Below are 24,882 nucleotides of genomic sequence, written 5' to 3'. Positions count from 1 at the left end.
GCTCAGCGGTCTGTGGGGTTCCACCATCCGGAGGGCCCTCCGCGGCCATCGGTGGGCCGGTTCCGATGCCGCTTCGCCGATCCCCCTTGGTGGGGGCTCGCAGCGGGTCTAGCATTGCCCCTCGTGCTCGCGCGACTCTCGTGCGCACGGAAGGACATCGGACCGATGGCTCTCGAGAAGCTGACGCTCGCTCCCGACTTCGAACTCGCCAACCAGTACGGCGAGCGGATCCAGCTCGGCGACTTCCACGGACGGCGCAACGTCGCCCTCGTCTTCTTCCCCCTCGCCTTCTCGGGCACGTGCACGGGCGAGTTCTGCGCCCTGCGCGAGAACCTCTCCCTCTTCGAGCACGCCGACGTCGAGGTGATCGGCATCTCGGTCGACTCGAAGCACACGCTGCGCGCCTGGGGCGAGAAGCAGGGCTACGACTTCACTCTGCTGTCGGACTTCTGGCCGCACGGCGATGTCGCCAAGCAGTACGGCGTCTTCGTCGAGAGCAAGGGCTACGCGACCCGCGCGACGTTCCTCATCGACCGCGAGGGCGTCATCCGCGACACCTTCATCACCGCGCCCGGCGAGCCGCGCTCGATCGAGGCGTACCGCGCGGCCATCGAGGCTCTGCAGCCGGCCCACGCCTGACGCTGCCCGCGAGATGCCGCTTCCGTACGGCTCCTGCGGCGTGTCGTGCACCGGAGCGGCATCCCGTGGAGACGCAGCCCGAGTGATCGGGGAGAGGGTCAGTTCAGGATGTTCACCGCGCGGGCGATGACCAGCGCGAGCAGGACGAAGCCGGTGACGCCCTCGACGGCCATCAGCAGCTTCGCGCGGCTCGAGAGCGGCATGGTGTCGGTCGGGCTGAACGCCATGGTGTTCGTCGTCGAGACGTAGAGGTAGTCGACGAAGCCGGGCCGCCAGTCGGCGCGCTCGGACGAGGTCGCCGAGACCTCCTGCACGGTGTCCCGGTAGCCGTCCTGCGGGAACGCGAGATCGGCGGCGGGCAGGTCGCTCCGCGGGAGTGTTCCGCGGGCGACGGGGCCGCCGCGGTCCAGCTCCCAGTAGAGCAGTGCGTAGGCGACCAGGTTCGTGACCCAGACCTGCAGCGCGGTGAGCAGGAGCAGTGGACCGTCCGTCGATCCGTCGACGAGCGCCGTGACCAGGGCGACGACGTTCACCTGGTTCGCCACGGCGAGCACCACCGCGAGCGCGATCGAGACGACGCGCGACCACTTCGTCTCGGTGTCGAGCCGGTGCGGATTGACCACGAACAGCGGAACGAGGAGCGCCAGCGTGAGGGCCGCGGCGGCCAGTCGCACCGCCGACGTCCGGTCGTCGTGCCCGACCACGTTGAGGACGACGGCCAGGAGGATCGCCGCGGAGGCGGGCCAGCGGCTCTCGGCGCGTCGGCGGGCGCGGTCTGCCGGGGCGTCGTCGGTCATGGGGCGAGAGTAGCGGCGACCCGCGCGTCGGCGCCCCGGCCTCCGGAGCGACGGTGCCGTACGATGGGGACGCTCGTGCGGCCCTGCCGCCACGAGGGCCTTTAGCTCAGTTGGTAGAGCGCCACGTTTACACCGTGGATGTCATCGGTTCGAGCCCGGTAGGGCCCACACCTCGACTCCCGGCTCCGCCGGATCCTCCCGACCCGCTCCGGGCCTCGCCCCGCCGCCCCGGTCCCGGCGTCGGTCCGCGGAGCGCCTCGGAACGCGCCGATGCCGACGGCGGCCCGACCGTGCGCGACCCAGCGGCGTCCCGGCGACCGGGGGACGGTTCCGACCGACGGGGCCCGGGCGGTCGCGTCCCGGCGTGCCCGCGGAGCATCCGTCGGGGGACGCCTCGCGTGAGGATCCGCGCTCGGTCTCCTCGCACTCTTCGCGCCAGGCCCCTCGTTGCGCTGCCGGGGTGCCCCACAGTTCTGGGCGCCCCTGCCTCCTCGCGAACGGACTCCGCATGACCGAGCACACGCCCTCCGGCCCCCGCCGCCGCACCGTCGCCTGGGCGGTGCCCGTCGTCGTCGCCGCCGTCGCCGCCCCGCTGGCCGCGGCGTCGCCGACCCTGGACACCCTGGTGCTCGCAGCGGTCTCCCCCCTCGGCGGAGCACCCCTGACGATGCGCGTCGGGCAGCACCCGGTCGCGTCGGGCGGGGATGTGGAGGTCGCGGTGACCGACCGGGAGACGGGAGCCGCGGTCGAGGGTGCGCTCGTCACGTTCGTCCTGGTCGCGGGTACGGGCCGCGCAGCCTTCTCGACGACCGGCGGCCCCGGCACGGTGACCGGCACCACCGGTGCGACCGGACGCGCGGCGAGCCGCGTCGTATGCGGTGCGGCGGTCGGGAGCGCGGTCCTGCTGGTCTCGACCCCCGGCGCACCGACTCTGTCGTACCCGGTCGTCGTCCAGCACTCCGCGGTGCTGCAGCTCGAGGCGGCAGCCGTCGACCGGGCGTCCGTCGCCGCCGGTCAGGTGCTCGTCCTCAGCGCCAGGATCGACCTCGATCTCGGGACGATCGGGGACGACGAGCCCGATCCCCTCCACCTGACCTGGCGGAACGCGCCCGCAGCGCTGTTCGGCGATCCCGTCCTCGGGCGCCGGACGGGAACGCAGGACGACTCGCCGAACTGGACGCTCGAGCGGTCCGGGGACGACATCGTGCTCACCCGTCCCGCCGGATTCCCGCGCGAGGGCCTGGAGGGCACGGCCGGCTGGGTCCACCTCAGCGTCACGCGCCCCGTCGGTTCGCCCGCCGGGAGGAACCCGCTCGACGCCGTGCTCTCGACGGACGACGCCTTCCGCCTGGTCGATCCGTCGACGCGCACCGTCGCGGTGCGCTACTCCTGATCGCGGATCAGCGCGACTGGCGGCGCTTGTAGGGCTTGGGCTGGCCCTTCACGATCGGGGCCCGGCCGGTGCCCTTGGAGGCCTTGGCCTTGCCTCCGGCGGGGGCGCTGGTGCCGGGCTCGTCGCCCAGAGCGGCGAGCTCCTCGCGGGCCTGCGCCAGCCGCTGGCGGCCGGCCGCGGTCAGCACCGTGCGCGAGGCGCCCGGCTCGAACAGCGGGCGTCCGAGGTCGAGCTCGACGGCGGCGACGGAGGAGTCGAGCTTCTGCCGCGAGATGCCGAGCTTCTCGGCGGCGCGTACGAAATGCAGCTCCTCGGCGACCGCCACGAAGTGACGCAGCTGGCTGATCTTCATCCGGAACCCTTCGCGGCCGCGGGAACGGCCTCGGCCACTTTACGCGGTCGAGCGGGGCACAGCGGGGTGGAGTGCCGCGACCCTCCGCCGATCGCCGCCGGATGTGCCGTCGATCTTGCGTGGGAGCGCTCTCGCGCCTACCCTCGCGCTCGTGGGCGGAACCCGAAGCCGTCCGCAGGGAGGCCGACGTGGGCGCGCTCGTCTACAGCGGGATCGCCTCGATCGACGGGTTCACCACCGACGAGGCCGGCGGCTTCGCGTGGGCGGAGCCGCGACCCGAGGTGCACCGCTTCATCACCGAGACCGAGGAGCGGGTGCGGACCTACCTGTACGGGCGCCGCATGTACGAGACCATGCTGCCGTGGGAGGCGGGCTTCGCGCTCGCGGAGGACTTCGCGTTCATCCAGGACTACCAGCGGATGTGGCGCGCGGCCGACAAGGTCGTGTACTCCCGGACGCTCGACGAGGTGCGCACCGGGCGCACGCGTCTCGAGCGCCGCTTCGATCCCGCGCGGGCGAGGGAGGACGCCGCGGCCCTGGAGGACGACGTGTCGATCGGGGGAGCCCAGCTCGCCGCCCAGGCGCTCCTGGCGGGGATCGTCGACGAGATCCGCTGGTACGTCGTGCCGATCGTCGTCGGCGGCGGCACGCGGTTCCTGCCGCGAGGGCTCCGGAGCGCACTGGAGCTCACCGAGGAGCGGCGCTTCGCCGACGGCACGGTGTTCCTGCGCTACAGGGTCGCGCACTGAGGCGGGCGCGCGAGGGCGCCCCGGCTCAGGCGCCGACCAGTGCCGAGACCACTCCGGCGATCCGGGCGCCCTGCGCGCGACCGGCCTCGGCCGACGCGGCGCGCACTGCCGGATCGAGCGAGTTGGGCCCGAACGCGCGGATCGACGCGTCGTCGGCGTAGACCACCTCGACGCGGGAGCCGGACAGGGCGTCCAGCTCGTTCGTCGGCAGCGTGCCCGCTCCCGGCGACCCGACTCCGGGGAGCGGAGTGACGATGAGGACCCAGTCGGCTCCGGCCGCGAGGTCGGCGTTGCTGCCGGAGCGCACGCCTCCGTCCATGTAGCGGACGCCGTCGATGGTGACCGGGGGCCAGACGCCCGGGACGGCGCAGCTGGCGGCGATCGCATCGACGAGCCCGACTCCGCTCGTGCGGTCGAAGACGGCGAGCGCGCCCGTGGCGGTGTCGACCGCCGTGATCAGCAGGCGGCGCTCGGGCCAGTCGGCGTCGGCGACGCGAGCGGCGATGACGGCGCGGCGCGACTCCTCGGGCAGCGTGGCGGTGGTCAGGGCGAGCGCCCCGATGCGGCGCCGCGCGTCCTCGGCCGACACCGCGCCCTCGACCGCGGCGGCGAACATCGCCTGCAGCCCTTCGGCGTCGATGACGGCTCCGATCTCGGCGGACTCCTCGCGCAGCTGCGCGGCGTACGACTCGTCGAGTCCGACGGAGGTGCTGAGCTGGGCGGCGACCGCCGAGCCGGCGGACGTGCCGATGAAGACGGTCGAGGGATCGAGCAGGAGGCGGGCCGCCTCGGGAGAGGCGTCGGCGATGCCGCGGACGACTCCGAGCTCCCAGGCGATCCCGGCGAGGCCGCCTCCGGCGAGGACGAGGGCACCGGGCATGACGTGTTCCTTCCGACGGGGGTCTGCGGCGTCGGCGGACGCGCAGCGGAGTCCACGCTGGCACATCGGCCTGGGCGCGGACTCCTCGCACCGGTGCCCCGGAGGACCGGGTCAGGAGCGCTTGCGCTCGCGGACGATCGTCCAGACGTTGCGGCCGTCGACCCGCTGATGCTCGAAGCGGGTGACGAGCGCCTGGATGAACGGGATGCCGCGGCCCGCCTCCGCCCATTCGTCCGGCATGGCCCGCGGGTCGGCGACGTCGATCCCGACGGCGTCGCCGGCGTCCTCGAGGACCGCGCGCATCTCGTGCTCGTCCAGGCCGAGATCGATCCGGCAGACGACGTCCCGAGGGCCCCGGCCGTGCTGGAGGACGTTCGTCGCCAGCTCGACGACGGCGGTCGTGAACGCCATGCGGTCCCACGAGCCGAGCTCGGGGGCCTCGGCCCACAGCTCCTCGAGAGCGGAGTGGACGTCCTCGAGGCCGTCCTCCGCCGTGCGCACGATCACGGAGCGCTCAGGCACCGGGAGCCTCCGCGGCTCGATCCGGTCGGACTGCCGACGCGCGGACCCGGGGGCCCGTCGACCGGGTGCTGTGCTCCATGCGTCCTCCTGCGGGCGTCCGCGCCCTGCGGTCCGGCCGGAGGATCACGCGGGAGGCGGTCCGGGACGGGTCGTGCGACTCCGGATCCGGTGCGGGCGCCGGGAAGTCGATCCGGGACGACCGTACAAGGGATCGGGTCCGCCGGCGCGCCCCTCTCCGGGCCGATCGCGGACGTGAGGGAGCCCGGACTCGTCGGGTCAGCCGCGCGAGGCCGCGATCGCGTCGGCGGCGAGGCGCACCGAGGAGGCTCGGTCGCGCAGCCAGAGAGGCACCGAGCGGGCGCGCAGCCCGGTGGACTCGAGCGCGGCGACGGCGTCCGCGTCCTCCTCGCCGACGAGCCAGGCGTCGAGCAGCCCGCCCGACGAGCGGGCGCCGTAGTGCCGGCCGACGGCCTCGGCCGAGGTCTCCACGCCGATCGCGGCGAGGCAGGCGTCGGCCATGCCGCGCACGACCGCCCCGCCGATCACGGGGGAGACTCCGACGACGGGCGCCGCCGTCTCACGCACGGCGTCGGCGATGCCGGGCACGCCGAGGATCGTGCCGATGGACACGACGGGGTTCGACGGAGCGACGAGCACCGCGTCCGTGTCGGCGATCGCCTCGAGGACGCCGGGGGCGGGGCGCGCGGCCGCGACCCCCTGCTGCACGAAGCGGCGCGCGGGGACGGAGGCGCGCAGCCGCACCCACCACTCCTCGAAGTGCAGCAGGCGCACGCCCTCGCCGGAGAGCTCGACCTCGACGTGCGTCTCGACGTCGTCGTCGGACATGGGGAGCAGGCGGACGCCGAGAGGCCAGCGCGCGGTGATCCGCTCGGTCGCCTCCGAGAGGGTGAGGCCGTCGCGGAGCATCGAGGTGCGGGCGATGTGCGTGCCGAGGTCGAGGTCGCCGAGGGTGAACCAGGGCCAGCCGACGCCGAACGCGGTGAGCTCGGCCGACACCCGCTCCGACTCGCCCGCGCGGCCCCAGCCGCGCTCGGAGTCGTTCACGCCGCCGAGCGCGTAGGTGAGGGAGTCGAGATCGGGGCAGACCTTGAGGCCGGTCAGCCACATGTCGTCGCCGGTGTTCGCGACGACCGTGATCTCGGAGGGACCGCCGCCCGCGGCCTCCAGATCGCGGAGGTGCTCCCGCACGGCGGAGGTGAAGCGGGCTCCGCCGACGCCGCCGGCCAGGATCGTGATGCGCATCCGCTCACGGTACCGCGGGTGGCGCGCACCGACGGAAACGGTGGCGCGTGAGCCTTAATGCTGCGGATCCCCGTTCGAAACACGCGGGAAACGTCGAAGGACGACGATGGCCCCTGTCCACGGAGCTCGGCCGGGAGCGTTGCCTTCGGGCGCACGGCCCACCACAGTGGGGACCACGGTCTCTCGGCTCCGCATCCGCACGGCGCCGAGGCGCCCGAGGAGTTCCGCCGATGGAGACCCGCCGGCGGATGACCCCACGTCATGGAGGTACCGATGACCATCGTCCGCGCAGCGATTACCCAGACCACCTGGACCGGCGACAAGGAGTCGATGCTCGACAAGCACGAGCAGATGGCCCGCGACGCCGCGGCCGAGGGAGCGCAGATCGTCTGCTTCCAGGAGCTGTTCTACGGCCCCTACTTCGGCATCACGCAGGACAAGAAGTACTACCGCTACGCGGAGCCCGCGGACGGGCCGATCGTGCAGCGCTTCGCGGCGCTGGCGAAGGAGCTCGGCGTCGTGATGATCCTCCCGATCTACGAGGAGGAGCAGACCGGGGTGTACTACAACACCGCTGTCGTGGTCGACGCCGACGGCACGATCCTCGGCAAGTACCGCAAGCACCACATCCCGCACCTCGACCGCTTCTGGGAGAAGTTCTACTTCCGCCCGGGAAACCTCGGCTTCCCGGTGTTCGACACCGCCGTCGGCAAGGTGGGCGTGCACATCTGCTACGACCGGCACTTCCCGGAGGGGTGGCGCGAGCTGGGCCTGAACGGGGCGCACCTCGTCTTCAACCCCAATGCGACCAAGCCCGGGCTCTCCAACCGCCTGTGGGAGGTCGAGGGACCGGCCGCCGCCGTGGCGAACGGCTACTTCGTGCTCCAGCCCAACCGCGTGGGCCGTGAGGACAACGAGTACGGCGAGCTCGCCGTCGACTTCTACGGCACGAGCCAGGTCATCGATCCGCGCGGGAACTTCGTCGGCGAGCGCGGCTCCGGGGAGAGCGAGGAGATCCTGATCCGCGATCTCGATCTCGACATGGTGCAGCAGATGCGCGACGACTGGCAGTTCTACCGCGACCGCCGACCGGAGTCGTACACCAGCATCCCGAAGCCGTGACCGCCCGATCCACCCAGGAGCGACGATGAAGACACTCATCACCAACGGCACGGTCGTGAACGCGACCGGCACCGGCACCGCGGACGTGCTGATCGACGGCGAGACCATCGCTGCGGTCCTCGCGCCGGGATCCACGCTGCTCGGCTTCGATCTCGCGGCGAACGTCGACCGCGTGATCGACGCGACGGGCAAGTACGTGATCCCCGGCGGCATCGACGCCCACACCCACATGGAGATGCCGTTCGGCGGCACGTTCGCCTCGGACACCTTCGAGACGGGCACGCGGGCCGCGGCGTGGGGCGGCACGACCTCGATCGTCGACTTCGTGGTCCAGTACCCCGGCGAGAGCGTCGTCGACCGCTACCAGGCCTGGCAGGCGAAGGCCGCGGGGGAGTGCGCGATCGACTACGGGTTCCACCAGATCCTGTCGGACGTGCAGGACTCGTCGCTGGTCGCGATGGACGAGCTGATGGACGAGGGCGTGACCAGCTTCAAGCTGTTCATGGCCTACAAGGGCGTGTTCCTCTCGGACGACGGGCAGATCCTGCGGGCGTTCCAGAAGGGCGCCTCGAACGGGGCGATGATGATGATGCACGCCGAGAACGGCGCGATCATCGACGAGCTGGTGAAGCAGTCGTTGGCGGCCGGGAACACCTCGCCCTACTTCCACGGCACGTCGCGGCCGTGGCAGGCGGAGGAGGAGGCGACGCACCGGGCGATCATGATCGCCGACCTCACCGGCGCGCCCCTCTACGTCGTGCACGTGTCGGCGAAGCAGGCCGTGGAGCAGATCGCCCAGGCCCGCGACCGCGGGATGAACGTGTTCGGCGAGACCTGCCCGCAGTACCTCTACCTCTCGCTCGAGGAGCAGCTGGGCGCTCCGGGCTTCGAGGGTGCGAAGTGGGTGTGCTCCACCCCGCTGCGCTCGAAGGCGGAGGGGCACCAGCACCACATGTGGCAGTCGCTGCGGACCAACGACATCCAGATGGTCTCCACCGATCACTGCCCCTTCTGCATGAAGGGCCAGAAGGACATGGGCGTCGGCGACTTCTCGAAGATCCCCAACGGCATCGGCTCCGTGGAGCACCGGATGGACCTGATGTACCAGGGCGTGGTCTCCGGGCAGATCTCGCTGCCGCGCTGGGTGGAGCTGACCTCGACGACTCCGGCGCGGATGTTCGGCATGTACGGCAAGAAGGGCGTGATCCAGCCCGGCGCCGACGGCGACGTCGTCGTCTACGACCCGGACGGCCACACCTCGATCGGCATCGGCGAGGGGCGCAGCCACCACATGAACATGGACTACTCGGCGTGGGAGGGGTTCGAGATCGACGGCCACGTCGACACCGTGATCTCGCGCGGGAAGGTCGTCGTCGACGACGGGCAGTACATCGGCACGAAGGGCGACGGGAAGTACATCAAGCGGGGCCTCTCGCAGTACTTGATCTGAGTTCGGAGCATCGCTCCGAGCTCCGATCAAGAAAGGCGGCCAGCCCCGCGACCACCGTCGCGGCCCCACGGAAGACCTCGAAGCGCGACGGCGACCCTCAATGGGTCGCATGACACGTCCGCCAGCACCTGCACGACCGCATCTCAGAAGGAACCCCATGGATTTCGGAGTCGTCCTCCAGACCAACCCGCCCGCCTCGCGCACCGTCGCCCTGGCCGTCCTGGCCGAGACCTACGGCTTCGACTACGCGTGGACCTTCGACTCGCACCTGCTCTGGCAGGAGCCCTACGTGATCTACTCGCAGATCCTCGAGAAGACCCACCGGATCACCGTCGGCCCGATGGTCACCAATCCCGCGACGCGCGACTGGACGGTCATCGCCTCCCTGCACGCGACGCTCAACGAGATGTACGGCAACCGCACGGTGTGCGGGATCGGCCGCGGCGACTCGGCGGTGCGGGTGACGGGAGGGGCCCCGACGACGCTCAAGGCGCTGCGGGAGTCGATCCACGTCATCCGCGAGCTCGCCAACAGCCGCTCGGTCGAGTACAACGGCTCGACCCTGCAGTTCCCGTGGAGCCGCGGGTCCTCCCTGGAGGTGTGGGTGGCGGCCTACGGACCGCTCGCGCTCAAGCTGGCGGGCGAGGTCGGCGACGGCTTCATCCTCCAGCTCGCCGACGTCGACATCGCGCGCTGGATGATCAGCACGGTCAAGGAGGCGGCCGCGAACGTGGGCCGCGATCCGGAGTCGCTGCAGTTCTGCGTCGCAGCGCCCATGTACATCGGCACGGACCGGGCCCACATGTACGAGCAGTGCCGCTGGTTCGGCGGCATGGTCGGCAACCACGTGGCCGACATCGTCGGACGCTACGGGACGAGCGGCGCGGTGCCCCAGGCCCTCACCGACTACATCGCGGGGCGCGAGGGCTACGACTACAACGAGCACGGACGGGCGGGCAACAGCCACACCTCGTTCGTGCCGGACGAGATCGTGGAGCGCTTCTGCGTGCTGGGCACGGCTGAGGAGCACATCGCGAAGCTCGAGGCGCTCGCCGCGATCGGCGTCACGCAGTTCGCCGGCTACCTCCAGCACGACAACAAGGAGGAGACGCTGCGCGTCTACGGCGAGCGTGTCATCCCGGCTCTCGGCCCGCACATCACGGCCAAGGCATGAGGGCTACGGCCGCGACGCGCGGGATCCTGCTCGGCGCGGCCGGCCTGCTCCTGCTCGCTGCGGTCTGGGAGGCGTACAAGGCGCTCGGACCCGAGGCGGGAGTGGTCGTCGGCGGTGTCACCGTGCTCCCGCGCACGAGTGCGATCGCGATGCCGCACCTGTGGGAGATCGCGGCGCGCCTCGCCGAGCCGGTGACGGGTGCCCGTGGCGCGCCGGCGCTGTGGCTCGCGGTGCTGCAGGCCAGCGCCTTCTCCCTCGGCATCGCCGCGGTCGGCTGGGTCGTCGGGGTGGTCGTCGGGATGCTGCTCGCCCTGCTGATGCAGCGCTTCCGCACCGCGGAGTCGGCGGTGCTGCCGTGGATCGTGCTCAGTCAGACGGTGCCGCTCATCGCGATCGCCCCCCTGGTGCGCCGCTGGGGCTCGCAGCTCGAGCTCGGCGCGTTCACGTGGGAGAACTGGATGTCGGTGGCGCTGATCGCCTCCTACCTCGCCTTCTTCCCGGTCTCGATCGGGGCGCTGCGCGGGCTCGGATCCCCGCCCGTGCACCAGGTCGAGCTGATGCGGGTCTACGGGGTGGGCTGGTGGAAGACGCTGCTGCGCCTCCGTCTGCCCGCGAGCGTGCCTTACCTGCTGCCGGCGCTGCGCCTGGGCGCGGTCAGCGCGGTCATCGGCACCGTGGTCGCCGAGGTCTCGATCGGCCTGCGCGGCGGAGTGGGCCGCATGATCATCGAGTTCGCCTCCGCCGCCGGGGGAGACCCGGCCAAGCCCTGGGCGCCGATCCTGGGCGCGGTGCTCGTCGGCCTCGCGGCCGCCGGCGCCGTCGCGCTGATCGGGGTCGCCCTCCGTCCGTACCGCAGAGGGGAGCAGCCCGCATGAGCGCTGCCGAGTCCGCCGTCGTCGTCGACGCCGTCACCAAGACGTTCAGCACGAAGAAGGGTGCGAGCGTCACCGCCCTGCAGGACGTGTCGCTCGAGATCTCGGCGGGCGAGTTCGTCTCGCTGATCGGGCCGTCCGGCTGCGGCAAGTCGACGCTCCTGCGCCTGATCGCCGATCTCGACGAGCCGTCGTCGGGCGCGATCTCGGTCTTCGGCAAAACCTCCCGGCGCGCCCGCCTCGACCAGGACTACGGCATCGCCTTCCAGCAGGCGGGCCTTCTGCCCTGGCGCAGCATCCGCGCGAACATCGCGCTGCCGCTCGAGCTGCACGGGGCGAGCACGGCCGCCCGCCGCTCGCGCGTCGACGAGCTGCTCGCGCTCGTGGGGCTCGGCGACTTCGCCGACTCCTACCCCGACCAGCTCTCGGGAGGCATGCAGCAGCGCGTCGCGATCGCGCGGGCGCTCGCCGAGAGCCCGCGGCTGCTCCTGATGGACGAGCCCTTCGGGGCGCTGGACGAGATGACCCGCGAGCGGATGCAGACGGAGCTGCTGCGCATCCGCACCGAGACCGGGGCGGCCGTGGTGTTCGTGACCCACTCGATCCCGGAGGCGGTGTTCCTGTCGGATCGTGTCGTCGTGATGTCTCCGCGCCCGGGCCGCATCCGCGACGTGCTGAGCATCCGCCTGCCCGAGGCCGCCTCTCGCGATGAGGGCGTTCGCGAGGACGAGGCCTTCTTCCGTGACGTGAGCGCCGTGCGCGAGCTGCTGCACGGCGAGGCGGCGGCCGTGCCGCGCGGCGTGGAGAACCGATGACGACCCCGGCGCTGGCGCGCAGCGTCCTCGCGCCGCTGCTGCTCGGCGTGGCGGCGCTGGTGCTCTGGCAGGTCGTCGTGACGGCGCTCGACGTGAAGCCGTTCGTGCTCCCGTCGCCGGTGGCGATCGGCGCGGAGTTCGCGCAGAACCTGGGCTCGGTGGCCTCGGGCAGTCGGGTCACCGGAGGGAACGCGCTGATCGGACTCGTCGCCGGTGCGGTGATCGCGGTCGTCGTCGCGAGCCTCGCGGCGCTGCTGCGGGTCTTCGACGGCCTCGTCGCTCCGATCGTCGCCGCGGCCGCTGTGGTGCCGATCGTCGCGCTGGCGCCGGTGCTCTACACGATGTTCGGAGCGAGCGCCGAGACCGCGCGCCAGCTCGTCGCAGCTCTCGCCGTCTTCGTGCCGGTCTACGTGAACACCCTGCGCGGGCTGCGCCAGGCCACTCCGGTGCACCGCGACCTGATGCGGGCCTACGCGGCGACTCCGTGGCAGAGCACCCTGACCATCACCCTCCCCGCCGCCGTGCCGTTCTTCTTCACGGGACTGCGGATCGCCTCCTCCCTCGCCGTCATCTCGGCGCTGGTCGCCGAGTACTTCGGCGGTCCGGTGGGCGGACTCGGCAAGTCGATCACCACGGCGGCCTCGGGCAGCGACTACGCGCTCGCCTACGCCTACGTGCTCGGCGCCGTGCTCGTCGGCCTCCTGTTCTACTGCGCCACCGCGGGGCTCGAGGCCCTGGCTCTGCGGCGCAGTCGCGCGCGCTGACCCGTCAGCCGCACCCCTCCGGGTCCGCCCGGCGCCCCACCGTTCCACCCGGGTCCGCCCGGCGCACCACCGTTCCACCCGGGTCCGCCCGGCGCACCACAGTTCCACCCGGGCCCGCCCGGCGCTCCACCTGCACCACGGCACGTCGCTCCCCAGCACCGCCCAGGCACGTCCTGCACCACACCACCAGGAGGAACAGTGAACAGACGCACGCGCATCGCGACGACCACGACGGCGGGGCTCGCCGCCGTCGGTCTCGCGCTCACCGGATGCAGCGCATCCGGCACCGACGACGGCGGCTCGGGCTCGGGCTCGGGCGACCTCACGCCGGTCACCCTGCAGCTGCAGTGGGTCGCCCAGGCCCAGTTCGCCGGGTACTACGCCGCCCTCGACCAGGGCTACTACGAGGACGAGGGGCTGGACGTGACCATCGCAGAGGGCGGCGGCGACATCGTGCCGCAGGACGTCCTCGCCTCCGGAGACGCGGACTACGCGATCTCGTGGGTGCCCAAGGTGCTCGGCTCGATCGAGCAGGGCGCGGCGATCACCGATGTCGCGCAGATCTTCGAGCGGAGCGCCACCACGCAGATCTCGTTCAAGGACAAGGGCATCACCTCGCCCGCCGATCTGTCGGGCAAGACGGTCGGCAGCTGGGGCTACGGCAACGAGTGGGAGCTCTTCGCCGGCATGCAGCAGGACGGAGTGCCACTCGACGACATCTCGCTCGTGCAGCAGCAGTTCGACATGAACGGCTTCCTCGCCGGCGACATCGACGCGGCGCAGGCGATGACCTACAACGAGTACGCGCAGGTGCTCGAGAGCGTGAACCCCGAGACGGGCGAGCTGTACACGCCCGACGACCTGAACGTGATCAGCTGGAACGACGTCGGCACGGCGATGCTGCAGGACGCCATCTGGGCCGACGCCGAGAAGCTCGAGAGCGACGACGCGTACGCCGAGCAGACGGTCGCGTTCGTGAAGGCCTCGATCAAGGGCTGGATCTACGCGAAGGACAACCCGGAGGAGGCGGCCGACATCGTCACCGCCGCCGGGTCCACGCTCGGCACGAGCCACCAGCTCTGGATGACCAACGAGGTCAACAAGCTGATCTGGCCCTCGACCGGCGGCATCGGCATGATCGACGAGGCCGCCTGGCAGCAGACCGTCGACATCGCCAAGGAGACGCAGAACGAGACCGGCGCGACGATCATCAGCGACGACCCGCCGGAGACGGCGTACTCGAACGAGTACGTCGAGAAGGCGCTGGCCGAGCTCGAGGAGGAGGGCGTCGACACCAGCGGCGCCGACTTCGAGCCGATCGAGGTGACGCTGCAGGAGGGCGGCGCCTGATCCGCGCTCCCCGGGCCGGGGTCGTCGCTCGCGACGGCTCCGGCCCTTCCGCATTTCTCGGCCGGTCCGTGCCGCGTCCTCGGGTGCGGTGCGCCCTCGACTTCGGCGCCTCCCGCTCGGACGGCGCTCCCGGGCGTAAGATGGACCCTCGTGACTACTTTCCGAAAGACGCCGTTCACCGTGCACGTGCGCGATCTCATCGGCCGTCCGGGGGAGATGCGCGAGCACCGTCTCGACATCGACGCGCCCGAGCAGTACGGCGAGGGGATCGTGGCTGTCCGCGAGGGCGCTCCGATCGAGCTCGACGTCCGCGTGGAGTCGGTGCACGAGGGGATCCTGGCCAGTGTCGAGGTCTCGGCGGAGGCCGTCGGCGAGTGCAGCCGGTGCCTCACCGACATCTCCCTGCCTGTCGATGTCGAGTTCCAGGAACTTTTCGCGTACTCTTCTGACGAAGCTTTCGACTATGAGGTTCACGACGACCACGTGGATCTTGAACCTCTGGTCAGGGATGCGGTGGTTTTGTCGCTGCCGTTCCAGCCGGTCTGCCGGCCGGATTGTCCGGGCCTCGACCCCGTCACGGGGGAGCGGCTGGCCGATTCCTCCGAGCGCGAACCCGATGCGCCGCACGACCCCAGGTGGGCCGCGCTCGCCGGGTTGAGCGAGACGGGGAACGGCGGGGCCGCAGCGCCCGGAGCTTCCGCAGACAGCGGTGCAGGCGCGAACGCCCGCACCGAATCCGACTAGCCCCGTTACGGGACCTTAGGTAGAGAAGAGAGAATCATGGCTGTTCCCAAGAGGAAGAAGTCCCGCGCGAACACCCACGCCCGTCGTTCGCAGTGGAAGGCCGAGGCCCCCAAGCTGGTCAAGACCGTCGAGAACGGCAAGGTCGTCTACAGCCTCCCCCACCGCGCCAAGGTCGTCGAGGACTCCGCGGGCACCGCGCTGTTCCTCGAGTACAAGGGCCGCAAGGTCGCCGACGTCTGATCCGACTCCTCCGGCCGTCCGCCGCTCAGCGGCGGGCGTCGAGTGGTCCATGGTGAACCAGACCTCCGCATCACCCTCCAGCGACGACCGGTCGCGTCTGGAGGCCACGCTCGGCGTGAGCCTCGACGGTGAGCTCTTCGAGCTCGCACTGACGCACCGGTCGTTCGCTTTCGAGCACGGGGGGATCCCGCACAACGAGCGCCTCGAGTTCCTCGGCGACTCGATCCTCGGCCAGGCCGTCACGGTGATGCTCTACACGGAGTACCCGGCCCTCAGTGAGGGCGACCTGGCGAAGCGGCGCGCGAGCCTCGTCTCGACGGTCGCGCTGGCCGAGATCGCCCGCGGCATCGGGCTGGGCGCGTTCGTCCGCCTCGGTCGTGGCGAGGAGTTGACCGGCGGTCGCGAGAAGGCGTCGATCCTCGCCGACACCGTCGAGGCGATCATCGGCGCCGTGTACCTCGGCACCGGTCCCGACGCCGCGCGGGACCTCGTCCTGCGCCTGATCGCTCCGCTGCGCGCGGATCCGGGACGCTTCGGGGTCTCGATGGACCCCAAGACGAGCCTGCAGGAGGCGGCCGCCGAGCGCGGCGCGCCCGCCCCGCGCTACGAGATCGCCGCCACCGGGCCCGACCACAACAAGGTGTTCGTGGCCACCGTGATCGTCGGCGGTCTGGTCACCGCCCGCGGCGAGGGGACCAGCAAGAAGGCCGCCGAGATGGCGGCCGCGCTGGACGCCTGGACACGCCTCGCGGCACTGCCGCCCCTCTCCGGGGTCTAGGCGTGCCGGAGCTCCCCGAGGTCGAGGTGGTGCGCGCCGGCCTCGCCCCGGCCGTCACCGGATCTCTCGTCACCGGCGTCGAGATCGTCGACGAGCGCTCGCTGAAGCGCCACGTGCATCCCCACGGCACGTTCGAGCGTCTGCTGGTCGGACGCCGGCTCGCCGGAGCCGTGCGCCGCGGGAAGTTCCTCTGGATGCCCGCCGGCCGCGACGAGGCCCTGCTCGTGCACCTCGGGATGAGCGGGCAGGTGCTGCTGCGCGCCGCGGATGCGCCGCCGGCCAGGCTGACGCGCATCCGGATCGCCATCGAGCACCCCGAGCACGGCGAGCTCGCCCTGCACTTCGTCGACCAGCGGATCTTCGGCTCCATGGCGATCGACACGCTCGAGCCCACCCCGGACGGCGCCCCGGGCGGCTACTCCGGCGACGGGCCGCTGGGAGACTGGACCGCGCGCGTCCCCTCGCAGGTGGCGCACATCGCGCGGGACCCGCTCGATCCCTTCTTCGACCTCTCCGGCATCGTGACGGCGCTCGGGCGCCGGAACAGCGGGATCAAGCGGGCGCTGCTCGATCAGACCCTCGTCAGCGGCATCGGCAACATCTACGCGGACGAGTCGCTGTGGGCGGCCGAGCTGCACCCGGAGCGCTCGAGCGCGTCGCTGAGCGAGCCGCGGATCCGCCGCCTCTTCGCGGAGGTGCGCTCGGTGCTCGAGCGTGCGCTGGCCGAGGGCGGGACGAGCTTCGACGCCCAGTACGTCAACGTGAACGGGGCGTCGGGGTACTTCTCGCACAGCCTCAACGCCTACGGGCAGACCGGGAAGCCGTGCCCGCGGTGCGGCGAGGCGATCGTGCGGGCGCCGTTCATGAACCGCTCGTCGCACCTCTGCCCGCACTGCCAGCTGCTGCCGCGGGTGGCGGAGGAGCGGCGCGACCTCAGCTGAGGCAGGGTGCGGAGGTCTGACGGACGACGGTCACCCCGCACTGCCGATGGTGCGGAGCGGCGCGGTCAGGCCGTGGCCTTCTCGGATGCCGGAGCGTGCTTCACATGCGCGACGAGGTGGCCGAACAGCGACGCGATCAGGGTGATGGCGGCGGCGATCGCGAGGCCGAGCCAGAGGCCGACGTTCAGAGCGAGGGCACCGACTCCGGCTCCGGCTCCGATCAGCACGACGGCCGCCAGGCGGCGGAACCAGGGCTGGCCCTTGCCGCTGCCGAGCCAGGAATCGGCGGCCAAGCCGGTGATGGTGGAGGTGACGACGACCGTGGTCACGTCCTTCACCGCGATGTGGCGGGCGGTCGCCGCCTGCAGACCCATCGCCAGGCCGAGGATGCCCGTCACGGTCAGGGCGAGCGGCTCCGGGTGCTCGGGGACGACGCCGAGGACGATCGCGAGCACGGCCATCAGCAGGCCGACCACGGTGAAGAGCCAGGTGGAGCGGGTCGTCCAGCCGGTCTTCACGGGGCGCAGCACGCGGCCGCCGATCGCGGCGCCGAGCATGAAGCCGACGAGCGCGATGATCGGGCCGACGACGGGCAGGTCGTCGGCGCCGGCGAGGGCCATGCCGAGGATCACGACGTTGCCGGTCATGTTGCCGGTGAAGACGCGGTCGAGGCCGAGGTAGCCGACGGCGTCGATGATGCCGGTCGAGAAGGTCAGGGCGAGCATCAGGCCGAGGTGGACGTTCTCGGTGCGGGTGCGCAGGCGTCGGAACACGGGGGTCCTGTCGTCGGAGGGAGGGGAGGCGCCCGCGAGAGGCCGTTCCGGCACGCTCGCGACGGCGGGTCGCGTGCTCGAGTGCATCTCGCGGGGTGGAGCGGGGGCTGAGCCCCGCCGATCCTGCCACGGATGCGCGCGAAGAGACGAAACACGGCTTCGGTACTGTCGGACGGTCGCGGGAGGCTCCCGCGCAGGAAGGCGGGCGGCGCATGCGGCTGGCGGAGTGGGCGGTGCAGCCCGGAGAGTCGATCCCGGAGGGTGTGGGGTACCTGCCTGCGAGCCCCGACTCGGTGCTCTGGGGGCGGCTGCCCTGCGCGAGCGACCGCGCGGTGCTGACGATCGACTCCGGCACCGAGGTCGTCATCGACACCCTGAGCCACGAGGGGGTCCTGGAGGATCAGGGCCGCGATCCGGTCGCGTTCTTCGGCCGCCACGGCGTCGCTCCCGAGGGCGTGCTGCGCGACGCGATCGAGCTCGCCGCCTCCGGTCCGTTCCGCGACGTCGAGGCCGACGGACCGCACGTCGTCACCGGTCCGATCGCCGTGAGGGGCGCGCGACCGGGCGACCTGCTGCGGATGACCCTGCTCGAGGCCGAGCCGCGCGTGCCCTACGGGGTGATCTCGAACCGGCACGGTCGCGGAGCGCTGCCGGGGGAGTACCCGCTCGCCGCGGGGCCCTTCAGCGCCTTCGCGCACGTCGAGGACGGTACCGACGGGATCCGGCGCGGCGTGCTCCCGCTGGTCGCGGGCGGTGAGCGCTCGGCCAGGTTCGAGCTGCACCCGTTCCTCGGGATCATGGGCGTCGCGGTCGCGGGCGAGGAGCGCCCGCACTCCGTGCCGCCCGGTCCGCACGGCGGCAACATCGACATCTCGCTGCTGACGGCGGGGACGAGCCTCTACCTGCCGGTGCAGGTGCCCGGAGCGCTCGCCTACGTCGGGGATCCGCACTTCGCGCAGGGCGACGGCGAGGTCGCGCTCACGGCGATGGAGGCGAGCCTGCGCGTGCGGGTGCGCTTCGAGGTGGTGACGCGCGCCGACGCGCTCGCGGCGTTCGGCGAGCTCGTCGGGCCGCTGGGCGAGACGAGCGAGTTCCTGGTGCCGACCGGCATGGACGCCGATCTCGACGTCGCGGTGCAGAACTGCGTGCGCGCGGCCATCGCGCTGCTCCAGGCGCGCTACGGCATGGACGCGAGCCTGGCCTACGCGTATCTGAGCGCAGCGACCGACTTCAACATCTCGCAGGTCGTGGACCTCGTGAAGGGCGTGCACGCCCGCGTGCGGACGGCGGACTTCGATGTCTGACCCGCGCGTGACCTCGCTCGAGGGCGAGCTGCCGGACGGCCTGGTCGACGCGGTGGTGGCGTACGAGGCCGCCCTCGCGGCCGACGACGTGCCGGCGCTGGCGGACGCGTTCGTCCGCGCGCCGACGACGCTCCGGGGCGACGCCTCGGGGCTTCTGGTCGGCCACGACGCGATCACCGGGTTCCGCGGACGGCGCGGCGGGACTCCTCCGCGCGGCCTCGCCGAGCTGCACGTGCGGGCGGTGGACGCCGGCACCGCGCTGGTCGTCACGGTGAACACGCCGTCCCGCGGGGGGCGAGGTCTGGTCACGCAGCTCTGGTCGCTCGACGAGGGCGTGTGGCGGGTGCGCGCCGCACAGGTGCAGGCACCTGCGCCGGCGCTGGACGCGCGGGTGTGGCGGGTCGTCGGCGCGCCGCTCGTGCCTCGCACCGGCTCGGGGGAGCTGGACGGGCTCGACATCGCGGTGAAGGACCTCTTCGCGATCGAGGGGCAGCGGATCGGCGCCGGGGTGCCCGTGCGCCTCGCCGAGGCCGCGATCGAGTCGCTGACGGCTCCGGCCGTGGCCGATCTGCTGGAGGGCGGGGCGGCCGTGCGCGGCATCGCGCAGACCGACGAGTTCGCGTACAGCATCGCGGGCCGCAACTCCGGCTACGGGACCCCGCCGAACCCCGCCGTGCCCGGGGCGATCCCGGGCGGCTCCTCGAGCGGGCCGGCGACCGCCGTCTCGCTCGGGCAGGCGGCCATCGGCCTCGCCACCGACACGGCGGGCTCCATCCGCGTCCCTGCGTCCTACCAGGGGCTCTGGGGGCTGCGCACGACGCACGGCGCGGTGCCGGTCGAGGGGCTGCTGCCGCTGGCTCCGAGCTTCGACACGGTGGGCTGGCTGACGCGCGACGCCGAGACGCTGCTGCGCACGGCCCGGGTCGGGCTGCGCGGGTCGGAGCAGCGCCCACTCGGCGGAGGCGTCGCGATCGCTCCGGCACTGCTCGAGTCGGCCGACCCGGCCGTGCGCAGTGCGTTCACCGACGCGGTCGAGGCGCTGGTCGCCGCCGGCGTCCTCACCGCTCCCGAGGGCGTCGAGCTGCCGCCCGTCGACGGGATGCTCGAGGCCTTCCGCACCGTGCAGGCGGCGGAGGCCTGGGCCGCCGACGGCGAGTGGGTCGCGGCGCATCCGGGTGCACTGGCCCCCGACGTGCAGGGCCGGTTCGACGCCGCGTCGCTGCTGGGTCCCGAGATCGTCGCCTCCGCTCGGCTGCGGCTCGCGGGGTTCAGGCGGGCGCTCGACGTCGCCCTCGACGGTCGTGTGCTGCTCCTGCCCTCCGCCTCCTCGCCCGCTCCCGCGCTCGACGCCTCGGCCGAGCGGATCGACGCGGTGCGGACGGCGACGCTGAGCATGACGTGCGTCGCGGGGATCGGCGGATACCCGGCCCTGTCGGTGCCGCTGCTCAGCGTGGACGGCGCTCCTGTCGGGCTCTGCCTGATCGGCGGGCGCGGCACGGATCTCGCGCTGATCGAGCTCGCCGCCGGTTTCGGCCGGTCCTGATCGCCGGGTGCGCCGAAACACGGGTGAAACGTCTGTTCCGTATGCTGGGCGCTTGAAACAGGTTTTCCTCCTGCGTCCCCGTCCGTGAAGAGGTGGTTCCCATTCCGACCGCGCCCGCGATCTCGACGTTCCTGCCGATCGACCCGCCCCCGCGGCTCCTGATGGGTCCCGGCCCGATCAACGCGGACCCCCGCGTGCTGCGCGCCATGTCGGCGCAGCTGGTCGGCCAGTACGACCCCTCCATGACGGCGTACATGACCGAGACGCAGGAGCTCTACCGCCGCGTCTTCGTCACCGAGAACGAGAAGACGCTGCTCGTCGACGGCACCAGCCGCGCGGGCATCGAGGCGGCGCTCGTCTCGATGCTCGAGCCGGGCGACCGCGTGCTCGTGCCCGTCTTCGGCCGCTTCGGCCACCTCCTCCGCGAGATCGCCGAGCGCTGCGGAGCCGAGGTGCACGTGATCGAGGCGGAGTGGGGGCAGGTGTTCCCCGTCTCGGTCATCGCGGAGGCGATCGAGAGGGTTCGGCCCAAGGTGCTGGCCGTGGTGCACGGCGACACCTCGACCACCATGGCGCAGCCGCTCGAGGAGCTCGGCGCGATCTGCGAGAAGCACGGCGTGCTCTTCTACACCGACGTCACGGCGTCCCTCGCGGGCAACGCGTTCCGTGCCGACGAACTGGGGCTCGACGCGGTCACGGCCGGGCTGCAGAAGTGCCTCGGCGGACCCTCCGGCTCGGCGCCCGCCACGTTCTCGGAGAAGGCGGTCGCGGTCATCGAGTCGCGCAAGAGCATCGAGGCGGGGATCCGGGACGAGGGCGACGCGGTCAGCGCGCGCCCCGTCCGCTCGAACTACTTCGACCTCGGCATGGTCTTCGACTACTGGGGTCCGCGTCGGCTCAACCACCACACCGAGGCCACCACGATGCTCTACGGCGCGCGGGAGTGCGCCCGGATCATCGTGGAGGAGGGCCTCGAGAACACGATCGCGCGGCACGAGCTGCACGGGGCGGCGATGCTCGCCGGCGTGCAGGGCCTCGGTCTCGAGGTCTTCGGCGACGTCTCGCACAAGATGAGCAACGTCGTCGCGGTCCGCATCCCCGAGGGAGTGAACGGCGACGCGGTCCGCGGCGCGATGCTCGAGGACTTCGGCATCGAGATCGGCACGTCCTTCGGTCCGCTGCACGGCAAGGTCTGGCGCATCGGCACGATGGGCTACAACGCCCGCCCCGACACCGTGCTGACGACGCTCGCGGCACTCGAGGCGGTGCTGCGCCGAGCGGGTGCGCGCGTCGCTCCGGGCGGCGGGGTGGACGGCGCCTACGGCGTGTACGGGAGCGCCGCGTGAGCGCCGTCGACGCCGCCGCGATCATGGAGCGCTGCGACCTGTTCGCGGCCGTCTCGAGCACGCGCGGCGCGATCGAGCGCGTCTACCTCTCTCCGGAGCACGCCCGCGTGAACGCGATGGCGGCGGCCTGGATGGAGGAGGCGGGCATGCGCTCGTGGCAGGACGCCGCGGGCAACCAGTGCGGCCGCTACGAGGGCGCCACCCCGGGTCAGCCCGCGCTGATGCTCGGCTCGCACCTCGACACGGTGATCGACGCCGGCCGCTACGACGGGATCCTCGGCGTGATGCTGGCGATCGGGGTCGTCTCGCGCCTGAACGCCGCCGGCGTCCGACTGCCGTTCGCGATCGAGGTCGTCGCGTTCGGCGACGAGGAGGGCACCCGCTTCGGCACCGCGCTCCTCGGATCGCGCGCCGTGGCCGGCACCTGGGACGAGCGCTGGTGGGAGCTCGAGGACGCGCAGGGAACCACGCTCGTCGAGGCGTTCCACGAGTTCGGACTCGACCCCTCCCGCATCTCGACGGCGGCGCGCGCGGCCGACGACCTGCTCGGCTACCTCGAGGCGCACATCGAGCAGGGCCCGTACCTCGAGGAGGCCGATCGGGCGCTCGGAGTCGTCTCCTCCATCGCCGGCGCCCGCCGCTTCGCCGTCACGCTCACCGGTAAGGCCGGTCACGCGGGCGGCGTGCCCTTCGACCGCCGCCGCGACGCGCTCGCCGGGGCTGCGGAGGCGGTGCTCGCGGTCGAGCGGATCGCCCGCGACAACGGCTGCATCGCCACGGTCGGCCGCCTCGAGGCGTTCCCCGGAGCGGTCAACGTGATCCCGGGCCGGGTCGAGTTCAGCATCGACCTGCGCGCCGAGTTCGACGACGTCCGCGACCGCGTGTGGGACGGGATCCAGCACGCGATGTCGGAGTCGGCCGGCCGCCGCCGGCTCTCGCTGACCGTCGAGGAGACGCACGGCGCTCCCGCCGTCGTCGCGTCCGCGGCGCTCCAGGACGTGATCCGCGAGGGCATCCGCGCGACCGGCGACGAGGAGCCGATGGTCCTGTTCTCGAAGGCGGGCCACGACGCGATGGCGATCGCCGAGCTCACCGACTACGCGATGCTCTTCCTCCGCTGCGAGGGCGGCGTCAGCCACCACCCCGAGGAGAACGTGACCGAGGCCGACGTGGCCGTGGCGCTCGACGCCTTCGAGGCGGCGGTGCACGCCTTCGCGAGGTCGCGGGCATGACGACGGCCGCTCCCTCCGACGCCGACGCGCCGCCCAGCATCGGGCACCGCATCGACGCGGGCTACGCGTCGCTCTCGCGGCAGGAGCAGCGGGCGGCCGACTTCATCCTGGATCACCTGGGCGATCTCGCGATCTACACGGCCACCGAGCTCGCCGCGCACAGCGGAGTGTCCAAGGCGACGGTGTCCCGGCTCTTCCGCCGCCTGGGCTTCTCGAACTCGCAGGAGGTGCGCGAGCACGCGCGCGCGCTGCGCAGCTCCGGGGTCCCCGTGGGGCCCTCCTCCGCCCACGGCGATCCGATCGCCGCCCATCTCGAGAGCGAGCGCGCCAATCTGCAGCGCCTCGCCACGACGTTCGGCGACGGACGACTGGACGAGGCGGTCCGGCTCGTCGCGGCCGCCCGCGAGGTCGTGGTCGTGGGGATGCGCAACAGCTACCCGGTGGCGCTCCACCTGCGCCAGCAGCTCGCCCAGGCCCGCGCGCGTGTCAGAGTGGCCCCGCAGCCGGGGCAGTCGCTGGGCGAGGAGATCGTGGGGCTCGGAGCCGAGGACGTCGTCGTGCTCGTGGGCTTCCGGCGCCGGCCCTCGGCCTTCACCGCGCTCCTGGACGGGCTGGCTGACCGCGGGGTGCCGGTCGTGCTTCTCGCCGATCCGCAGGCCCGCCGGCTCGCCGACCGTGCCGCGGTCTGGCTCGAGTGCCCGGTCGACAGCGAGTCGGCCTTCGACAGCTACGCCGCGGCGATGAGCGCGGTCGCGCTGCTCGCCTCGGGGGTCCTCGGCGCCCGTCCGCGCGAGGCGCGCGAGCGGATCGCCGGGATCAGCACCGTCTACGCCGAGCTCTCCGAGATCGAGGACCGGGCGTGAGCGCCGTCGAGGCCGCGGATCTGATCCGGGCCCACGCGCGTCACCCGATCGGCCGGATCGACGAGGACGTGACGGAGGAGGTGCTCGGCCGCGCCGAGCTGCTCACGCCGACCTGCGGCGACCGGCTCGTGGTGCGCATCGTGCGCGTGGACGACTCCGTGTCGCTGCGCTGGACGGGACGCGGCTGCGAGCTGTCGCAGGGCTCGGCGTCGCTGCTCGTCGACGAGCTCGACGGACTCGACGAGGAAGCCCTGCGCGCTCGCGTCGGGGCGTTCCTCACCTCGATGAGGCTGCGGGTCGCCGACCCTGTGCTCGGCGACGAGGAGGCGCTGCTCGCGGTGGCCGCGAACCCCGTGCGCTCGGTCTGCGCGACGCTCGCCTGGCGGGCGCTCGGCGACGCCCTGGATCAGGCGGGCCCGTCGTGATCGCGGCCGTCGGCCAGATCGCCGCACTCGATCTCGACGGCACCGTGGTCGCGCAGGTGGTCGCGGGCTCCCGCGTCTCCGTGCAGCCCGCCGGCCAGCGCCGCCCAGTGCGCGCGGCCGATCAGCACCGGATGACCGGGTCGACCGGAGTGGACCGCTCTCACGAGCGCGTCGGGCGAGTCCGGGGCCGCCGCCAGGATCCGCGCACCGACGGCGGCGGGCTCCTCCGGGAGGTCGACGAGCGTCACGAGCGCGGCGTCGCCGGTGGCCGCGGCGAGACCGGCGCGCAGCGAGGCGGACATCCCGTCCGCCCAGTCCTCCGCGACGACGGCGTCCGCGCCCTCCGGGACGAGAGCGAGGGCCTCGTGGGCTCCCGCTCCGAGGACGACCAGCACCCGTCCGCAGCCGATCGCCTCGAGGCGCCGGACCGCGAGCGCGAGCCACGGGGTCCGGTCCGCGGCCCGGCGCAGCGCCTTCGGGCCGCCCGCACGGCGACCCGCGCCGGCGGCGAGGACGATCCCGGTTACCGCAGCAGCCTCCATCCCACCATC

Annotated in this window: 27 protein-coding genes and 1 tRNA gene; 21 read left to right on the top strand and 7 right to left on the bottom strand. The window is 72.5% G+C overall.

From position 1 onward, the window contains the following. The first annotated feature begins 165 nt into the window (after positions 1-165). Entirely contained in the window at positions 166-639 is a 474-nt protein-coding gene (locus IOC53_RS00345; protein WP_207402406.1) for a peroxiredoxin, read from the top strand. Positions 640-737: 98 nt separating this feature from the next. Here the strand turns inward: IOC53_RS00345 and IOC53_RS00340 are convergent, their stop codons facing one another. After that, positions 738-1,436, bottom strand: a complete 699-nt coding sequence (locus tag IOC53_RS00340; protein WP_207402405.1) for a DUF1345 domain-containing protein — start codon at positions 1,434-1,436, stop codon at positions 738-740. Between the two features lie 95 nt (positions 1,437-1,531). On the opposite strand from IOC53_RS00340, the gene IOC53_RS00335 reads away from it, so the two are divergent. After that, positions 1,532-1,604, top strand: a tRNA-Val gene (locus IOC53_RS00335). Positions 1,605-1,944: 340 nt separating this feature from the next. Beyond that, complete coding sequence (locus IOC53_RS00330) at positions 1,945-2,829, top strand: hypothetical protein (RefSeq protein ID WP_207402404.1); 885 nt, start codon at positions 1,945-1,947, stop codon at positions 2,827-2,829. A 7-nt stretch (positions 2,830-2,836) separates the two neighbouring features. On the opposite strand, the gene IOC53_RS00325 is transcribed toward IOC53_RS00330, so the two are convergent. Continuing rightward, entirely contained in the window at positions 2,837-3,181 is a 345-nt protein-coding gene (locus IOC53_RS00325; RefSeq protein WP_207402403.1) for a LysR family transcriptional regulator, read from the bottom strand. A gap of 188 nt (positions 3,182-3,369) precedes the next feature. Between IOC53_RS00325 and IOC53_RS00320 the strand changes: the two genes are divergently transcribed. Further along, entirely contained in the window at positions 3,370-3,930 is a 561-nt protein-coding gene (locus IOC53_RS00320) for a dihydrofolate reductase family protein (protein WP_207402402.1), read from the top strand. Between the two features lie 25 nt (positions 3,931-3,955). Here IOC53_RS00320 and IOC53_RS00315 read toward each other — a convergent pair whose 3' ends face one another. The 3 genes from IOC53_RS00315 to cofD form a co-directional block, all read right to left on the bottom strand. Further along, entirely contained in the window at positions 3,956-4,810 is an 855-nt protein-coding gene (locus IOC53_RS00315) for a patatin-like phospholipase family protein (RefSeq protein ID WP_207402401.1), read from the bottom strand. Positions 4,811-4,921: 111 nt separating this feature from the next. Beyond that, a complete protein-coding gene (locus tag IOC53_RS00310) occupies positions 4,922-5,332 on the bottom strand; it encodes an ATP-binding protein (RefSeq protein WP_207402400.1) in 411 nt (136 codons plus the stop codon). A 276-nt stretch (positions 5,333-5,608) separates the two neighbouring features. Then, on the bottom strand, positions 5,609-6,595 hold the full coding sequence (gene cofD / locus IOC53_RS00305) for a 2-phospho-L-lactate transferase (RefSeq protein WP_207402399.1): 987 nt from the start codon (positions 6,593-6,595) through the stop codon (positions 5,609-5,611). Between the two features lie 273 nt (positions 6,596-6,868). Here cofD and IOC53_RS00300 point away from each other — a divergent pair, with 273 nt between their 5' ends. The 11 genes from IOC53_RS00300 (at position 6,869) to mutM (ending at position 16,845) form a co-directional block, all read left to right on the top strand. Next, positions 6,869-7,717, top strand: coding sequence for a nitrilase-related carbon-nitrogen hydrolase (locus tag IOC53_RS00300; RefSeq protein WP_207402398.1), 849 nt, complete (start codon positions 6,869-6,871; stop codon positions 7,715-7,717). Positions 7,718-7,742: 25 nt separating this feature from the next. Continuing rightward, the gene (hydA, locus tag IOC53_RS00295; protein WP_207402397.1) at positions 7,743-9,167 is read left to right on the top strand and encodes a dihydropyrimidinase; all 1,425 of its coding nucleotides are present in this window, start codon (positions 7,743-7,745) and stop codon (positions 9,165-9,167) included. A 157-nt stretch (positions 9,168-9,324) separates the two neighbouring features. Next, positions 9,325-10,341 carry a TIGR03842 family LLM class F420-dependent oxidoreductase gene (locus IOC53_RS00290; RefSeq protein ID WP_207402396.1) on the top strand — a complete coding sequence of 339 codons (1,017 nt, stop codon included), beginning with the start codon at positions 9,325-9,327 and terminating at the stop codon, positions 10,339-10,341. Beyond that, positions 10,338-11,216: an ABC transporter permease gene (locus IOC53_RS00285; RefSeq protein WP_207402395.1), complete on the top strand. Its 879-nt coding sequence runs from the start codon at positions 10,338-10,340 to the stop codon at positions 11,214-11,216. Before IOC53_RS00290 ends, IOC53_RS00285 begins: the two co-directional genes overlap by 4 nt. Next, complete coding sequence (locus IOC53_RS00280; protein ID WP_207402394.1) at positions 11,213-12,028, top strand: ABC transporter ATP-binding protein; 816 nt, start codon at positions 11,213-11,215, stop codon at positions 12,026-12,028. Before IOC53_RS00285 ends, IOC53_RS00280 begins: the two co-directional genes overlap by 4 nt. After that, entirely contained in the window at positions 12,025-12,792 is a 768-nt protein-coding gene (locus IOC53_RS00275) for an ABC transporter permease (protein ID WP_207402393.1), read from the top strand. The genes IOC53_RS00280 and IOC53_RS00275 overlap by 4 nt, the downstream gene beginning before the upstream one ends. A 198-nt stretch (positions 12,793-12,990) precedes the next feature. Beyond that, positions 12,991-14,142, top strand: coding sequence for an ABC transporter substrate-binding protein (locus IOC53_RS00270; protein WP_307785998.1), 1,152 nt, complete (start codon positions 12,991-12,993; stop codon positions 14,140-14,142). Between the two features lie 216 nt (positions 14,143-14,358). Continuing rightward, entirely contained in the window at positions 14,359-14,886 is a 528-nt protein-coding gene (locus IOC53_RS00265) for a DUF177 domain-containing protein (protein ID WP_207402535.1), read from the top strand. A 36-nt stretch (positions 14,887-14,922) separates the two neighbouring features. Then, positions 14,923-15,126 carry a 50S ribosomal protein L32 gene (gene rpmF, locus IOC53_RS00260; protein WP_207402392.1) on the top strand — a complete coding sequence of 68 codons (204 nt, stop codon included), beginning with the start codon at positions 14,923-14,925 and terminating at the stop codon, positions 15,124-15,126. Positions 15,127-15,175: 49 nt separating this feature from the next. Then, positions 15,176-15,904, top strand: coding sequence for a ribonuclease III (gene rnc, locus IOC53_RS00255; protein WP_207402391.1), 729 nt, complete (start codon positions 15,176-15,178; stop codon positions 15,902-15,904). Positions 15,905-15,906: 2 nt separating this feature from the next. Continuing rightward, positions 15,907-16,845: a bifunctional DNA-formamidopyrimidine glycosylase/DNA-(apurinic or apyrimidinic site) lyase gene (mutM, locus tag IOC53_RS00250; protein ID WP_207402390.1), complete on the top strand. Its 939-nt coding sequence runs from the start codon at positions 15,907-15,909 to the stop codon at positions 16,843-16,845. 65 nt (positions 16,846-16,910) lie between these two features. Here mutM and IOC53_RS00245 read toward each other — a convergent pair whose 3' ends face one another. Continuing rightward, positions 16,911-17,618, bottom strand: coding sequence for a YoaK family protein (locus IOC53_RS00245; RefSeq protein ID WP_307785997.1), 708 nt, complete (start codon positions 17,616-17,618; stop codon positions 16,911-16,913). Between the two features lie 212 nt (positions 17,619-17,830). Between IOC53_RS00245 and IOC53_RS00240 the strand changes: the two genes are divergently transcribed. The 6 genes from IOC53_RS00240 to IOC53_RS00215 all read left to right on the top strand — a co-directional run bounded on the left by IOC53_RS00240 (position 17,831) and on the right by IOC53_RS00215 (position 24,331). Further along, on the top strand, positions 17,831-18,922 hold the full coding sequence (locus IOC53_RS00240) for an acetamidase/formamidase family protein (protein WP_207402388.1): 1,092 nt from the start codon (positions 17,831-17,833) through the stop codon (positions 18,920-18,922). Further along, entirely contained in the window at positions 18,915-20,465 is a 1,551-nt protein-coding gene (locus IOC53_RS00235) for an AtzH-like domain-containing protein (protein WP_207402387.1), read from the top strand. The genes IOC53_RS00240 and IOC53_RS00235 overlap by 8 nt, the downstream gene beginning before the upstream one ends. A 161-nt stretch (positions 20,466-20,626) precedes the next feature. Next, positions 20,627-21,811 (top strand): alanine--glyoxylate aminotransferase family protein, encoded by a 1,185-nt coding sequence (locus IOC53_RS00230; protein ID WP_207402534.1) that lies wholly within the window; start codon positions 20,627-20,629, stop codon positions 21,809-21,811. Continuing rightward, a complete protein-coding gene (locus IOC53_RS00225) occupies positions 21,808-23,043 on the top strand; it encodes an allantoate amidohydrolase (RefSeq protein WP_207402386.1) in 1,236 nt (411 codons plus the stop codon). The genes IOC53_RS00230 and IOC53_RS00225 overlap by 4 nt, the downstream gene beginning before the upstream one ends. Further along, on the top strand, positions 23,040-23,906 hold the full coding sequence (locus IOC53_RS00220; protein ID WP_207402385.1) for a MurR/RpiR family transcriptional regulator: 867 nt from the start codon (positions 23,040-23,042) through the stop codon (positions 23,904-23,906). Before IOC53_RS00225 ends, IOC53_RS00220 begins: the two co-directional genes overlap by 4 nt. Then, the gene (locus IOC53_RS00215; RefSeq protein ID WP_207402384.1) at positions 23,903-24,331 is read left to right on the top strand and encodes an iron-sulfur cluster assembly scaffold protein; all 429 of its coding nucleotides are present in this window, start codon (positions 23,903-23,905) and stop codon (positions 24,329-24,331) included. The genes IOC53_RS00220 and IOC53_RS00215 overlap by 4 nt, the downstream gene beginning before the upstream one ends. Here IOC53_RS00215 and IOC53_RS00210 read toward each other — a convergent pair. Further along, complete coding sequence (locus tag IOC53_RS00210; protein ID WP_207402383.1) at positions 24,313-24,873, bottom strand: NTP transferase domain-containing protein; 561 nt, start codon at positions 24,871-24,873, stop codon at positions 24,313-24,315. The two genes, IOC53_RS00215 and IOC53_RS00210, sit on opposite strands and share 19 nt — an antisense overlap. Positions 24,874-24,882: the final 9 nt, after the last annotated feature.

This window comes from Rathayibacter sp. SD072 (genome assembly GCF_017355185.1).
In the GTDB taxonomy this organism is placed as follows: domain Bacteria; phylum Actinomycetota; class Actinomycetes; order Actinomycetales; family Microbacteriaceae; genus Rathayibacter.
Note: the sequence above shows the minus strand (reverse complement) of the source record. Positions and strands in the feature narration are given on the sequence as shown.

Excerpts from the sequence above, each read along its gene's own strand:
- IOC53_RS00290 (WP_207402396.1), top strand. The coding sequence starts at position 9,325 with ATGGATTTCGGAGTCGTCCTCCAGACCAACCCGCCCGCCTCGCGCACC.
- IOC53_RS00210 (WP_207402383.1), bottom strand. The coding sequence starts at position 24,873 with ATGGAGGCTGCTGCGGTAACCGGGATCGTCCTCGCCGCCGGCGCGGGT.
- cofD (WP_207402399.1), bottom strand. The coding sequence starts at position 6,595 with ATGCGCATCACGATCCTGGCCGGCGGCGTCGGCGGAGCCCGCTTCACC.
- IOC53_RS00240 (WP_207402388.1), top strand. The coding sequence starts at position 17,831 with ATGCGGCTGGCGGAGTGGGCGGTGCAGCCCGGAGAGTCGATCCCGGAG.
- IOC53_RS00325 (WP_207402403.1), bottom strand. The coding sequence starts at position 3,181 with ATGAAGATCAGCCAGCTGCGTCACTTCGTGGCGGTCGCCGAGGAGCTG.
- IOC53_RS00230 (WP_207402534.1), top strand. The coding sequence starts at position 20,627 with ATGGGTCCCGGCCCGATCAACGCGGACCCCCGCGTGCTGCGCGCCATG.
- hydA (WP_207402397.1), top strand. The coding sequence starts at position 7,743 with ATGAAGACACTCATCACCAACGGCACGGTCGTGAACGCGACCGGCACC.
- IOC53_RS00300 (WP_207402398.1), top strand. The coding sequence starts at position 6,869 with ATGACCATCGTCCGCGCAGCGATTACCCAGACCACCTGGACCGGCGAC.
- IOC53_RS00315 (WP_207402401.1), bottom strand. The coding sequence starts at position 4,810 with ATGCCCGGTGCCCTCGTCCTCGCCGGAGGCGGCCTCGCCGGGATCGCC.
- IOC53_RS00280 (WP_207402394.1), top strand. The coding sequence starts at position 11,213 with ATGAGCGCTGCCGAGTCCGCCGTCGTCGTCGACGCCGTCACCAAGACG.
- IOC53_RS00345 (WP_207402406.1), top strand. The coding sequence starts at position 166 with ATGGCTCTCGAGAAGCTGACGCTCGCTCCCGACTTCGAACTCGCCAAC.
- IOC53_RS00330 (WP_207402404.1), top strand. The coding sequence starts at position 1,945 with ATGACCGAGCACACGCCCTCCGGCCCCCGCCGCCGCACCGTCGCCTGG.
- IOC53_RS00220 (WP_207402385.1), top strand. The coding sequence starts at position 23,040 with ATGACGACGGCCGCTCCCTCCGACGCCGACGCGCCGCCCAGCATCGGG.
- rnc (WP_207402391.1), top strand. The coding sequence starts at position 15,176 with ATGGTGAACCAGACCTCCGCATCACCCTCCAGCGACGACCGGTCGCGT.
- IOC53_RS00265 (WP_207402535.1), top strand. The coding sequence starts at position 14,359 with ATGCGCGAGCACCGTCTCGACATCGACGCGCCCGAGCAGTACGGCGAG.
- IOC53_RS00285 (WP_207402395.1), top strand. The coding sequence starts at position 10,338 with ATGAGGGCTACGGCCGCGACGCGCGGGATCCTGCTCGGCGCGGCCGGC.
- IOC53_RS00235 (WP_207402387.1), top strand. The coding sequence starts at position 18,915 with ATGTCTGACCCGCGCGTGACCTCGCTCGAGGGCGAGCTGCCGGACGGC.
- IOC53_RS00340 (WP_207402405.1), bottom strand. The coding sequence starts at position 1,436 with ATGACCGACGACGCCCCGGCAGACCGCGCCCGCCGACGCGCCGAGAGC.
- IOC53_RS00275 (WP_207402393.1), top strand. The coding sequence starts at position 12,025 with ATGACGACCCCGGCGCTGGCGCGCAGCGTCCTCGCGCCGCTGCTGCTC.
- rpmF (WP_207402392.1), top strand. The coding sequence starts at position 14,923 with ATGGCTGTTCCCAAGAGGAAGAAGTCCCGCGCGAACACCCACGCCCGT.